Genomic DNA, 12,665 nt, shown 5'->3' on the forward strand with positions numbered 1-12,665 from the left:
CCCCCGTATCTCCCCGCATGAACCTTATCTACGCCGCGTTCGCCTTCCTCCTCGCACTCGTCCTTGCCCTTGTCGGCGTCACCCGCGTCGGCTCATGGCTGATCGAGCGCCGCAATCCGCCGGTCGGCGCCTTCGCCGACATCAACGGCGCCCGTATCCATTACGTTCACTTTCCCGCGCCAGCCAATGCGGATCTGCCGCCCATCGTCTTCATCCATGGCGCCAGCGCCAACCTGAAGGACCAGATGCTGCCGCTCGAGCCGGTCCTCGAAGGCCGCGCCGAAATGCTGTTCTTCGACCGGCCGGGCTTCGGTTGGTCCGGGCGCGGGCCAGCCAACAATGAGAACCCCTCGGCGCAGGCCGCTACCATCGCCGCGTTGATGGACCATCTCGGCATCAAAAAGGCCATCATCGTCGGCCATTCCTTCGGCGGCGTGGTGACTTCGGCATTTGGCCGCGAACATGCCGACAAGACGCTCGGGCTGGTCTTCCTGGCGCCGGCTACCCATCCCTGGCCGGGCGGCGCGACGTCCTGGTACTACGACCTGACCACCGTTCCGGTGATCGGCCGGCTGTTTTCTGAAACGCTGACCTATCCGGCCGGGACGCTGCAGATGGCCGATGCCACGACCTGCGTCTTCTCGCCCAACAAGGTGCCGGACAATTATCTCGCGGCGGCCTCCATCCCATTGGTACTGCGGCCATCGGCCTTTCGCGCCAATGCCCGAGACGTTGCCGGGCTCTATCGCTATGCGCTTGACGCCGCACCGCACTACAATGAGATCAAGGCGCCGACCGTGGTTGTATCGGGCGATCGCGACAAGGTCGTCTATGCCCGCATCCACTCCGTCGGCCTGGCCAGGGACATCGCCGGCGCCGAATTGATCTGGGTGCACAATCTTGGCCACAAACCGGACTGGATCGCTCCGGACCTGGTCGTTGGCGCCATCGAGAAAGTCGCGGGCATGGATGTCGATCTGGAGGCGCTGGCCAGGACGGTCGAGACAAGGATCGCCAGCGATGCCTATGGCGCCGGCAAATGCGCCGACATCAAGGAACCTCAGGCGGAACTCGCGCCAACCTGATGCTTGTCCGCCGGACGCCTTGCGCCATGGAAACTGGAGCGACATGTATATCCTGAAGCACGGCGTCAAACGAAATCCGGAACGGCGATGGGCACTGCCGGACCGTATTTTCTTCGGCCATGGCGCGTGCGCCATCCTGGCGGGCGCATACCTCGAACACCCGCCTCTTGAAGGTTTCTACGCGGAGCGGATCCTTCCAGCCGAAGACTTTTCGGGAAACCATATCTATGTCACCGACGGCGTCGTCGCTTTCGACTATCACGGCTACTCCGGTCGCGATCGCCTGCTTGAACACCACCGAAAAGGGTGGGCCTCCCGGCATCCCGGCTGGCAATGCGCGATCGCCAGGGTCGAGTTCGACTTGCTCGACACGGCGCAACTCAACCAGCGAAAAATGCTGGGACCGGATCAATATCTGCACGACCCCGTTGCCCGCGCATGCCGGTTCCTTCAGCGCGTTGATCACCGCGAGGCGGCCGCGAGGGCGTTCGCAATCGCCAACGGGTCGAAGCCCGCCGGGGCGCAATCCGCGGCCGCACGGTTGCAAGGCGCGCTGCGCTAGATGACCAAGAGCGGCGTCTTGCCGGGAACGCGGTCGTAGAGGTCCATGACGTCCTGGTTGAACATTCGCACGCAGCCGGAGGAGGCTGACTTGCCGATCGACTTCCAGTCCGGCGATCCGTGGATCCGGTAAAGCGTGTCGACGCCGTCCTTGAAGATGTACAGTGCCCGCGACCCCAGCGGATTGGTTACACCCGGCTGCATGCCCTGGCGCCATTTCTCCAGCTTCGGATCCCTGCGGATCATCGCCGAAGGCGGCGTCCAGGTCGGCCATTTGCGTTTCCACTGGACGATCGCACGGCCCTTCCACGAATAGCCCTGGCGCCCCAGCCCGACGCCATAGCGCATGGCCTTGCCGTCCTCGAGCACGAGGTAGAGATATTTCTCGGTCGTGTTGACCACGAGCGTGCCGGGCTTTTCGCCTGTCGGGTCGTTGACGATCTGCCGCAGGAATCGCCCGTCGACCTTGGCGAAGGGGATCGCCGGCAGCGCATGGCCGCCGTCTTCGACCGCCGCATACATGCTGGCATAATCGGGCGATGCCGGGGCCATGGGCTCGGGGGCGGCGGCCTCGACCGGCAGCGGTTGCTGCGCTGGTTCGGGCGGCGCCGTGCCGAGCGGTCCGGCCAGGCTGATCGACTGCCTGGGCATTTGGGCGCAAGCCGAGATCGCCGAAACCCCAACAAGCGACAGTCCGGTCAAAAGCGACCGGCGTGAAACGGAACAGGACATTCAGTATACTTTCAAACGATGGAAAAGGCGGGCGGAGCGGCTTTCAATGCCGCCTTACCGCGCCTTCTAAGGTCGATCGCGGCGACCCTGTGTCGAAGACAGGGGCCGCGATGATTGTCCGCGCTGTTGTTGTACCGCGGCCACACCGGGAACCGTGTGCCCTGGCTAAATCGGCTATCGGCCGGCTGCTTCCGATCCGACATAGGCGATGCGCAGCATGTTGGTCGATCCCGGCGTCCTGAGCGGCACGCCGGCGGTGATGATGACGCGGTCGCCCGGCTTGCCGAATTCTTCTTCCAGCGCAATGCGGCAGGCGCGGTTGACCATGTCGTCGAGGTCGGTGGCATCGGGCGAGACGACGCAATGCGTGCCCCACAAAAGCGACAGCCGCCGCGCCGTGTTGAGGATCGGCGACAGCGCCACGATCGGCACTTGCGGCCGTTCGCGCGCGGCGCGCAGGCCGGTGGTGCCGGATGCGGTATAGGTGATGATCGCGGACAGCTTCAGCGTCTCGGCGATTTCGCGGGCGGCGAGCGAAATGGCGTCGGCGCCGGTCGCCTCCGGCTCGGAGCGCTGGGCGTTGATGATGCCGGCATAGGTCGGATCGGTTTCGACCTTGGTGGCGATGCGGTTCATCATCGCGACCGCCTCGACCGGATAGGCACCCGCCGCCGATTCCGCCGACAGCATGATGGCGTCGGCGCCCTCGAAGACGGCGATCGAAACGTCGGACACTTCGGCGCGCGTCGGCACGGGGGCGGTGATCATCGATTCCAGCATCTGCGTGGCGATCACCACCGGTTTGCCGGCGCGGCGCGCGGCGCGCGTGATCTGCTTCTGGATGCCCGGCACCGCTTCCAAGGGCATCTCGACGCCGAGGTCGCCGCGGGCAACCATCAGAGCATCGGACAGTTCGATAATCTCGGCCAGCCTGGCGACAGCCTGCGGCTTTTCGATCTTGGCCATGATCAGCGCCCGGCCGCGCGCGATCTTGCGCGCCTCGGCCAGATCCTCCGGCCGCTGCACGAAGGACAGCGCGACCCAATCGACGCCCGTCGCCAGCACCGCATCGAGGTCCTTGCGGTCCTTCTCGGTCAGCGCGCCGACCGGCAGGTCGGTGTCGGGCAGGCTGACGCCCTTCTTGTCGGAAATGGTGGTGCCGGCAATGACGGTGCAGACGATCGACTTGCCGTCGCTCTTCACCGCCTTGAGTTCGAGCTTGCCGTCGTCGATCAGAAGGCGATGGCCTGCTTCGACCGAACTCAGGATTTCAGGATGCGGCAGGTAGACCCGGGTCGAGGTGCCGGGCTCGGGATTGTCGTCCAGCGTGAACGTCTGGCCGAGCGTCAGCACTTCCTTGCCATTGGCGAACTTGCCGACACGCAGCTTGGGACCTTGCAGGTCGGCCAGGATGCCGATCGGCCGGCCGACCTTTTCCTCGACGGCGCGGATGCGGGCGACCAACGTGCGCATCAGTTCGTGATCGGTATGGCTCATATTGATGCGGAACACATCGGCGCCCGCTTCGAACAGCTTCTTCAGCATCTCCTCGGAAGAGGATGCCGGACCGATTGTGGCTAGGATCTTGACCTTGCGGCTACGTCTCATTGACTATTCGTTCCCGGGGCGGCTGGGGCGCCTCCCGTTGCGGGCTCGTCGGTCAACTGGACCATCCAGCTTGCCTGCTCGCCCGTGTCATATTCCTGGAATCCGGCGCGCTGGAAGCCCCGGGCGACGCAGTCGTTTACGCCGGCGATCTTGAACTCTTTTTCAGCCACGCACATGTTGATCGGGCCGTCCCAGCGTCCACCGCGCTCGGCGTCTTCTGCATAAAGATAGTAAAACCTTGATGACAACGGCCCTTCGATCAACGTCTTGCAGCTCGATCCTTCGATGTGCCACCAGCCTTCCGTGATCCAGCCGGCCTTGGCACGGTAGCCGATGCCCACCCCGACCAGGTTCTGCGTGGCGTTGCAGACGCGGAAATCGGCGCGCGCCGGTGAAGCCGCGACCATCGCGGACAGCCCCGCGGCGAGCGTCAGGAGCGGCATGGCCAAGGCAAAGCGCGCGCGCTGCCGGCCGGCGGAACCCATCCCAAAACCCCTCAAGAACCACATCAGCATCTCTCTGCGCCCCTTTTCGGAAATGTCCGGGCGCATGTCAACGCGCCGTTTTGACCAATTCCAATCGATTTAGGAAGGCTCCCGGCGCACGATCCGCCGCCCCTTGCAAGATTTCCCGGGAAACCTTGGCCAAACAACGGCATTGCGCACACGTCGTCTTCGTGGAATGACGATAGCATCCTCCCCGAAAGCCAGCGAACGACCATTTTCCGCCAATGACCCGATCCACAGTTTTCGCGCCCTTCGACATTGTCGAGGGCGACCGCAAGCGGGGCATCGTGCTTCTGGCCGATCATGCTCGCCGCGACCTGCCAGAGGAGTATGGCAGCCTGGGGCTGCCTTCGGCCGAGTTCGACCGCCACATCGCCTACGACATCGGCGTCGAGGCGGTAACGCGCGAACTGGCGGCCCTGCTGGACGCGCCGGCGGTGCTCGCCAATTTCTCGCGGCTGCTGATCGACCCCAACAGGGGCGAGGACGATCCAACCCTCATTCGCCAGCTCTACGACGGCACCATAATCCCGGGAAATTATCCCTTGGCGCGGGAGGAACGCGAAACGCGGCTCGATCGCTTCTACCGTCCCTATCACGATGCGGTCGGCGCCATGATCGCGTCGGTCGCGCAAGCCAGCGGCAAGGCGCCGTTCATCTTCTCCGTGCACTCCTTCACGCCGGTCATGCAGGGCCGGCAGCGCCCTTGGCATGTCGGCATCCTCTGGGACAGGGACGACCGTGTAGCGCGCCCGTTGATCGACAGGCTTGCTGCCGACGGCAGCCTCGTCGTCGGCGACAACGAGCCCTATGACGGGGCGCTGCGCGGCGACACCATGTTCAAGCATGCCATCGTCAACGGCTATGCCCACGCGCTGATCGAGATCCGCCAGGACCTGATAGCGGACCAGGAAGGCATCCTCGCCTGGGCCGGCCGCCTGGCCCCGATCGTTGACGCGATCGACCGCCGTGCCGATATACACGAGGTCAGGCAATTCGGCTCGCGCACCGGGCCGCTCTGATGCGTGTCGCCGAAACCCGGCTGCGGCTTTCGGACAGCGACAGGAATGCGCCAAGGACCAAAAGGCCGAAAGGACGTTACGATGACCGAACTCAGCGACGAACAGAAGCGTGACTTCGAGGCCGCCGCTTTTCGCCGGCTGGTCGAGCATCTCAGGGACCGTGTCGACGTGCAGAACATCGACCTGATGAACCTCGCCGGCTTCTGCCGCAACTGCCTGTCGAACTGGTATCGCGAGGCGGCCAATGGCGAAGGCGTCGATCTCTCCAAGGATCAGTCGCGCGAGATCGTCTACGGCATGCCTTATGCCGACTGGCAAGCGCGTCATCAGACAGAGGCTTCCGAGGCCAAGAAGGCCGAGTTCGAGGCAAGGCGGCCGAAGGATCATTAGGTCGGCAAAGGCCATGCATCCCTGCTGCGCTCTTTGGTCCAAGCGCTTCCTCGGTCCCGGCGCTTGACTGCGAATTGAATCGATCTAATTTGCCGCGCAAAGCCATTTTTTGACCGGATTCGCTCCATGAACGCGTCGAACGCCATGCAGACTGCCATTCGCGGACGATGGGCCGTGGCCGCCATGTTCCTCGCCGCGGGCTTCGTGACCGGCAGCTGGGCGCCGCAAATCCCGGTTTTCCTGACACGGCTCGACATTTCTAAATTTACCCTCGGCCTGCTTATTCTTTTGTTCGGCGCCGGAGCGGTCACCGCCATGACCTGGTGCGGCCACCTGATTTCGAAGCATGGCTCGCGCACCGTGCTGCGCTGGTTCGGTCTGTGCGGCAGCCTTGGCCTGCTGGTCGTGGCGTTGGCGCCCAACGTGCCGCTGGCCGCCACCGCCCTGTTTGTCTTCGGCGGCGCGATCGGCGGCATGGATGTCGCCATGAACGCCAATGCGGTGGTGGTGGAACGAAAACTGTCCCGTGCGATCATGTCCTCCTCGCACGGCTTCTGGAGCCTTGGCGGTTTTGCCGGCGGCGGGCTCGGCGGCCTCGCCATCGAGCGCTACGGCTACCTCGCCCACGCCACTGTGGTGACCGCGCTTGCCCTTGTGGTAGTCGTGCTGGCGGCCAGTTACCTCGTTGCCGAGGACAAGCCGCAGGCCGCCGAGCACCACAAATTCACCTTGCCGACGAACCCCATCGTCTACCTGGTCGGCCTCATGGCGCTGCTGTCGATGATTTCCGAAGGTGCCGTGCTTGACTGGGCAGCGCTTTATCTGAGGCAGGAACTCGGCGCCGACCTTGCCGTCGCCAGCCTGGGTTACGCCGCCTTCTCCGGCGTCATGGCGATCATGCGCTTTTTCGGCGACGGCGTACGCAATCGCTTCGGCGCGGTGACGACCTTGCGCGGCTCGGCCGTCATCGCCGCCGCCGGCATGCTTATCGCCGGCCTCTCGCCCTCGCCCTGGATTGCCATATCGGCCTTTGCGCTTTGCGGCTTCGGCATCGCCAACATGGTGCCGATCATCTTCTCGGCCGGCGGCAACCAGGAAGGCATGTCGTCGGGCACCGGGATGAGCGTCGTCACCACCATGGGTTATTCCGGCATACTGGTGGCCCCGTCGGCGATCGGCTTCGTCGCCGAACATTTCAGCTTCGGCCCGATCTTCATCGCAATGTCGGCCCTGCTGATCGTCGTGCTGCTGATGGCCGGATTGGCTCACCGTGCCGAATTCGCTCCGGCACCCGCCGAGTAACGCTTCAGTTCCTCATGCAGGAAGTCCGCCACGCGGCGGATGCGCACGCTGCTGCGCACGTCGCGGTGCATGGCCAGCCATACCGGGAGCGCCGGCAATGGCAGGCCGGGCAACAGTTTTTCCACCAGCGGATCGCGGACGGCCAACGGCTCCTGGCCAAGGCCGATGCCGTTTCCCGCCCGCACCGCTTCCCACAACACGATCTGGTTGTCGGCCCTGAAGCGGAAACTGCCACGGGTGACCGGGACACCATGCTGGACAAAACCGCGGACGATTTCGTCGCTGCGGTCGAAGCCGATCAAGGCATGATTGACGAGATCGGCCGGCGCTAGCGGACGGCCGCGCCGATCGAGATAGGATGTCGCCGCGCAGGCGCAGAGCGCGATGTCGCAGACCTTGCGCGCCACCAGTTCATTCTGCGCCGGCTTGACCATGCGGATGGCAATGTCGGCATCCCTTCGCAACAGATTCTCGACCTGGTTCGAAGCGACGATCTCGACCTCGATGCCGGGTTCCTCGATGCCGAGCCGCGCCATCATGTCAGGCAGCACATAGGCGGCCACCACCTCGCTGGCGGCAATCCGCACCGTGCCTTCGATCGCCTCGACCGAGCCCAGCGCCAGCAGCGAAAAAGCACTCGCCTGTTCGCTGACCGCCTTGCCGCGCTCGAACAGCGTGGCGCCGGCCTCCGTCAGCGCATAACCACTGCGCCCACGCCGGAACAACGTGACGCCGAGCGCCTGTTCCAGCTCCCCGATGTGACGGCCAAGCGTCGGCTGACTGGCGGATAGTCTTCGCGCCGCGGCCGAGAGGCTGCCGGTTTCCGCAACCGTGACGAAACTCTTGATCAGGTTCCAGTCGATGTCCGCCATTCATTTTTGAATATCAAAACTCCATACGTAGTCAATTTCTATTCGTTTGTGAGGAGGCGATATTCGTCCTGCAAACAACGACACCCCAGCAAACCCAAGCAGGAGAACTCAAATGACCAAGATCGCAATCCTCGGCGCCAATGGCCGGCTTGGCCGCGTGGTCGGCAAGGCTTTCATCGATGCCGGCTTCGATGTCCGCGCCGTCACCCGCACCGGCAAGGTTCCGGCCGAACTCAAGGGCGCGACGGCGGTTGCCGGCGATGCGCTGGACCGTCAATCACTGATCCGCGCCACCGAAGGCGTCGACATCATCTTCAACGGCCTCAACCCGATCTACACCGACTGGGGCAAATGCCTGCCGATGGCCGAGAATGTCATTGCCGCTTGCCATGCCAACAACGCGCTGCATCTCTTCCCCGGCACCGTTTACAATTACGGCTCGCCGATGCCGGCGGTGATCACCGAAGACACGCCGTTCCACCCGACGACGCAAAAGGGTCGCATCCGCTGCGCCATGGAAGACCTGTTCCGCCGCGAGGCCGAGGCCGGACATGTCCGCACCGTCATTCTGCGGGCCGGCGACTTCTTCGGCGGCACCGGCAGCGGCTCCTGGTTCGACCTGGTCGTCGCGGCCAAGATCGGCAAGGGCAGCTACACCGCGCCCGGCCCGGTCGACCTCGTGCATGAATGGGCCTATCTGCCGGATTTCGCGGTCGGCTTCGTCGCGCTGGCCAAGAACCTCGACAAGCTCGGCTCCTATGAGGCGCTGAACTTTCTGGGCCACGCGGTTACCGACCTGCAGATCAAGGCCGCCGCCGAGAAGGCCGTCGGCCATCCGCTCAAGATGACCGCGATGCCCTGGTGGGTGTTGCGTGCCGGCAGCCCGTTCGTGGCGATGTGGCGCGAGATCGTCTCGATGTCCTACCTGCGCTTCGAGCCTCACCAGTTGGCCTCGACGCGGCTGGAAAGCATCATCGGTGAAATCCCGCACACGCCGCTGGATCAGGCGGTCGCCGAGGCTCTGAGGGATATCGGCATCGCCACGGTGAATGGCGCCGCCAAAGCTGCCTGACTTCAAAGCCGCCCCATCAGCAACAGCACAAGGACCACCACCAGCACCACGCCGACAATGCCTGAGGGTCCATAGCCCCAGGAGCGCGAATGCGGCCACGCCGGTACCGCGCCGATGAGGACAAGGATCAGGACGATGATGACGATGGTGCTGATCGGCATGACGAATTCCCCGCTTTGCGTTGCGTCAAGGCAATGCCTGGCATCACCCGTGGAGGGAGAATGCGAAAGGCCGCCCGGTTGTTCCGGGCGGCCTTTGCCGTTCTGTCGGGATCGTCCAGCCGGCAGGCCGGCCTACTCCGCCGCCTTCGGGAAGGCGATGGCCGGTTCGGCACCGGCATCGACCGTCGGCGCCTGCGATGAAATCCTGCCCTTGCCGCGCCGGAATACGCGCCGGAAGAACGCGTAGAAGCGGCTGTTCTTGCTGCGCGTGAAGATCATCAGCATCGACGGTGTCACCACCAGCGTCAGCAGGGTGGCGAAGGACAGGCCGAAGACGATTGCCGAGGACAGCGAAATCCACCATTGCGTCGACGGCGCGTTGATCGTCGTCTCGTGATGGAAGATTTCCAGCCCGAGGCCGAAAGCGATCGGCAACACGCCGAGGATCGCCGACACCGCCGTCAACACGACTGGCCGGGCGCGCTCGCGGCAGGTCTGCAGCACCGCCTCCATCTTGTCCCAGCCTTCCTCGCGCAGCCGGTCATAGGTGTCGATCAAGACGATGTTGTTGTTCACCACCACGCCGGCCAGCGCGATGACGCCGATGCCCGACATGACGATGCCGAAAGCCTCGCCCGTCAGGAGCAGGCCGAGGAACACGCCGATCGTCGCCATGACCACGCAGGACAGCACCAGAAGCACGCTGGTGAACTTGTTGAACTGCATCAGGAGCACCAGGAAGATCAGGAAGATCGCCGCGCCGAAGGCCTTGCCGAGGAAGGCGCTGGCTTCGGCGCTGTCCTCGTTCGATCCCGCCAGCTTCCAGCGTATGCCGCTGTCGAGCTTCATGTCGGCGACCGCCTTGGTGACCTCGGCCTGCACCGCCGCGACCTGTGTTCCGGCGCTGACATTGGCCTGGACGACCACCGTGCGGGCGCCGTCGATGCGGTTGAGGGTACCGACGGTCGGCTCGGGCTTGCGCACGACGAAATTCGAGATCGGCACAGAGCCCTGCGAGGTCTGCACCCTGAGTTCGTCCAGCGTCGACAGCGTGCGCCGGTCCTCGGGCAGGCGCAGCCTGATATCGACGGCGTCGTCGGCGCCGGCGGGCCTGTATTCCGAGAGCTTCAACCCGTTGGTCACCAATTGTACCACCGTGCCGACCGCGGTCGGGCTGATGCCGTACTGCGCCGCCTTGGCGCGGTCGACATCGAGCGCCCAGTCGACGCCGGGAGGCGGCAGGCCGTCGGAAACATCGATGACGCCTGGCACCTTGGCAATGCGCGCCGCCACGGCGCGGGCCTGATCGTCGAGGCCCTTGGGGTCGACGGCGGAAAGCCTGATCTGGATCGCCTTGCCGGTCGGCGGACCGGCTTCCGGCACGCGAACCTCGACATCGACGCCGGGAATGCCGGCCATGACGCCGCGCAGCTCGTCCAGGATCTGGTTCGCGGACTTGCGCTCACGCCAATCGATGAACTCATACTGGATGACGCCGACCACATCTTCCGGCACGTCCTGGCCACCGCCCTGCGTCTTGCCAACGCGGGTGTAGACCGATTTGACGCCGGGCCAGCCGAGCAGCCGGTTTTCGGCGATCTTGGTCGCCGTATCCATCTCGGCCAGCGAAAGGTTGCCGCGGGCATGCACATAGAGCAGGCCGTAATCGGGCTCGACGCTGGGGAAGAACTCGACACCGGCGCCATATTTCGAATAGGCGAAGCCGACACCGGTCAGCAACACGGTGGTAAGCACCAGGACGGTGATGGGGAAGCGAACCGCCTGCTTGACGAGCGCCATGTACCAGCCGTCGCGATTGGCGTCCTCATGATGCTCGGGCGGCTTGGCGAAGATCGCGCCCAGCGTCGGCGCGAACACCAGCGCATAGAGCATCGAGGCCGATAGCGTGACGATCAGCGTGATCGGCATGTACTTCATGAAGTCGCCGATGATGCCGGGCCAGAACAGAAGCGGCGAGAAGGCGGCGATGCGCGTCATCGTCGCGGCGATCACTGGACCAGCCATGCGCTTGGCGGCCAGCGTGAAGGCCTCTGCCTTGGGCATGCCTTCGGCCATGCGCCGCTCGGCGAATTCGGTGACGATGATGGCGTCGTCGACCAGCATGCCGACCGCCAGGATGAGGCTGAACAGCACGATCATGTTGATCGTGTAGCCCATCATCGCCAACAAAAGGATGCCGATCAGGAAGGATGAAGGAATGGCAAGCCCGATCAGCAGCGAGGCGCGTCCCGACAGCGCATAGAGGATGACGATGAACACCAGGATGACGGCAATCATCACGTGGTTCTGGAGGTCGCCGAGCAACTGATTGACGAAGACCGACTTGTCCTGTGTGTAGGTGACGTTCATGCCTTCGGGCATTGTCTTGACGAAGGCGTCGGACACTTCCCTGACCTTGGTCAGGGTGTCGATCAGATTGGCGCCGATGCGCTTCTTGACTTCGATGGCGATGGCCGGCTTGCCGTTGAGGCGGGTGATCGTCTCGGCGTCCTTGAAGGTCGAACGGATCGTGGCGATGTCCTTGGCCTGCACCACGGCATTGGGCGTAGCGACGACCGGCAGGTTGGCGACGTCCTCGGGCGTCTCGATCAGCGACGGGACCTTGACCGCATATTTGCCTTCCGACCCCTCGAGATTGCCGGCGGCGACGAGACTGTTGGAAGCCCCGACACCTTGCATCACCTGGTCGAGCTGCAGTCCGTAGGAAGACAGCTTCATCGGATCGATGACGACTTCGACGAGGTCGTCGCGCGAACCCTGCAGCGAACCTTCCAGCACGCCGGGCACCTCCTCGATGCGGTCGCGCAATTCGCGCGCGGCGGCTGTCAGCACGCGCTCGGGCAATTCGCCCGACAGCGTCACGACGAGGACGGGAAACTCGGAGATGTTGACCTCGGTGACGACAGGCTCTTCGGCCGCCTGCGGCAGGTCGGCCTTGCCGTCCTGCACCTTGGAGCGCGTGTCCTGCAGCGCTGTCGCGAGATTGGTCTGCGGCTGGAACTCGACCAGCACATAGCCGCCGCCCTGGAACGCGGCCGAACGCATTTCCTTGAGGCCCTTCAGGCTCTTCAGCTTGCTTTCCATCGGGCGCAGCAGAAGCCGCTCGGAATCCTCCGGCGAAATGCCCTGATAGATCAGGCTGACATACATCATCGGAATAGGAACGTCCGGTTCCGCTTCCTTCGGCGTCGACTCATACGCAACCCAGCCCGCCAGCAGCAGGAAGACCAGGACCGATATGGTCAGGCGGGCATTGTTGATCGCGAGTTTGACGATATCCATTGGCTAACGCCTATTCTCAAGATTTCAGGAGCTGCATTGCAGCCGGTTGTC

At 64.1% G+C, this 12,665-nt stretch carries 12 protein-coding genes; 6 read left to right on the forward strand and 6 right to left on the reverse strand.

The genetic code is table 11. From position 1 onward, the window contains the following. Positions 1 to 17 precede the first annotated feature (17 nt). Together FJ967_RS27665 and FJ967_RS27670 are read left to right on the forward strand one after the other, a co-directional pair. Positions 18 to 1,085, forward strand: a complete 1,068-nt coding sequence (locus tag FJ967_RS27665; RefSeq protein WP_140735487.1) for an alpha/beta hydrolase — start codon at positions 18 to 20, stop codon at positions 1,083 to 1,085. A 43-nt stretch (positions 1,086 to 1,128) separates the two neighbouring features. After that, positions 1,129 to 1,647: a hypothetical protein gene (locus FJ967_RS27670; RefSeq protein WP_140735488.1), complete on the forward strand. Its 519-nt coding sequence runs from the start codon at positions 1,129 to 1,131 to the stop codon at positions 1,645 to 1,647. Here FJ967_RS27670 and FJ967_RS27675 read toward each other — a convergent pair. The 3 genes from FJ967_RS27675 to FJ967_RS27685 form a co-directional block, all read right to left on the reverse strand. Then, positions 1,644 to 2,297 (reverse strand): L,D-transpeptidase, encoded by a 654-nt coding sequence (locus FJ967_RS27675; RefSeq protein ID WP_140735489.1) that lies wholly within the window; start codon positions 2,295 to 2,297, stop codon positions 1,644 to 1,646. The two genes, FJ967_RS27670 and FJ967_RS27675, sit on opposite strands and share 4 nt — an antisense overlap. A gap of 255 nt (positions 2,298 to 2,552) precedes the next feature. Beyond that, entirely contained in the window at positions 2,553 to 3,986 is a 1,434-nt protein-coding gene (gene pyk / locus FJ967_RS27680; protein WP_140735490.1) for a pyruvate kinase, read from the reverse strand. After that, positions 3,983 to 4,471 (reverse strand): DUF1036 domain-containing protein, encoded by a 489-nt coding sequence (locus tag FJ967_RS27685; RefSeq protein WP_140735602.1) that lies wholly within the window; start codon positions 4,469 to 4,471, stop codon positions 3,983 to 3,985. The genes pyk and FJ967_RS27685 overlap by 4 nt, the downstream gene beginning before the upstream one ends. A gap of 245 nt (positions 4,472 to 4,716) precedes the next feature. On the opposite strand from FJ967_RS27685, the gene FJ967_RS27690 reads away from it, so the two are divergent. The 3 genes from FJ967_RS27690 (at position 4,717) to FJ967_RS27700 (ending at position 7,206) form a co-directional block, all read left to right on the forward strand. After that, positions 4,717 to 5,514: an N-formylglutamate amidohydrolase gene (locus tag FJ967_RS27690; protein WP_140735491.1), complete on the forward strand. Its 798-nt coding sequence runs from the start codon at positions 4,717 to 4,719 to the stop codon at positions 5,512 to 5,514. Between the two features lie 81 nt (positions 5,515 to 5,595). Beyond that, positions 5,596 to 5,904: a DUF1244 domain-containing protein gene (locus FJ967_RS27695; protein ID WP_140735492.1), complete on the forward strand. Its 309-nt coding sequence runs from the start codon at positions 5,596 to 5,598 to the stop codon at positions 5,902 to 5,904. A gap of 126 nt (positions 5,905 to 6,030) precedes the next feature. Then, positions 6,031 to 7,206, forward strand: a complete 1,176-nt coding sequence (locus tag FJ967_RS27700; RefSeq protein ID WP_140735493.1) for an MFS transporter — start codon at positions 6,031 to 6,033, stop codon at positions 7,204 to 7,206. Here FJ967_RS27700 and FJ967_RS27705 read toward each other — a convergent pair. Beyond that, positions 7,170 to 8,078 (reverse strand): LysR family transcriptional regulator, encoded by a 909-nt coding sequence (locus FJ967_RS27705; protein ID WP_140735494.1) that lies wholly within the window; start codon positions 8,076 to 8,078, stop codon positions 7,170 to 7,172. The two genes, FJ967_RS27700 and FJ967_RS27705, sit on opposite strands and share 37 nt — an antisense overlap. A 112-nt stretch (positions 8,079 to 8,190) precedes the next feature. Here FJ967_RS27705 and FJ967_RS27710 point away from each other — a divergent pair, with 112 nt between their 5' ends. Beyond that, on the forward strand, positions 8,191 to 9,150 hold the full coding sequence (locus FJ967_RS27710) for an SDR family oxidoreductase (protein WP_140735495.1): 960 nt from the start codon (positions 8,191 to 8,193) through the stop codon (positions 9,148 to 9,150). A 2-nt stretch (positions 9,151 to 9,152) separates the two neighbouring features. On the opposite strand, the gene FJ967_RS27715 is transcribed toward FJ967_RS27710, so the two are convergent. Together FJ967_RS27715 and FJ967_RS27720 are read right to left on the reverse strand one after the other, a co-directional pair. After that, complete coding sequence (locus tag FJ967_RS27715) at positions 9,153 to 9,311, reverse strand: DUF3309 family protein (protein WP_140735496.1); 159 nt, start codon at positions 9,309 to 9,311, stop codon at positions 9,153 to 9,155. A gap of 132 nt (positions 9,312 to 9,443) precedes the next feature. Then, positions 9,444 to 12,614 carry an efflux RND transporter permease subunit gene (locus tag FJ967_RS27720; protein WP_140735497.1) on the reverse strand — a complete coding sequence of 1,057 codons (3,171 nt, stop codon included), beginning with the start codon at positions 12,612 to 12,614 and terminating at the stop codon, positions 9,444 to 9,446. Positions 12,615 to 12,665 lie beyond the last annotated feature (51 nt).

The organism is Mesorhizobium sp. B2-3-4, from assembly GCF_006442315.1.
GTDB lineage: Bacteria > Pseudomonadota > Alphaproteobacteria > Rhizobiales > Rhizobiaceae > Mesorhizobium.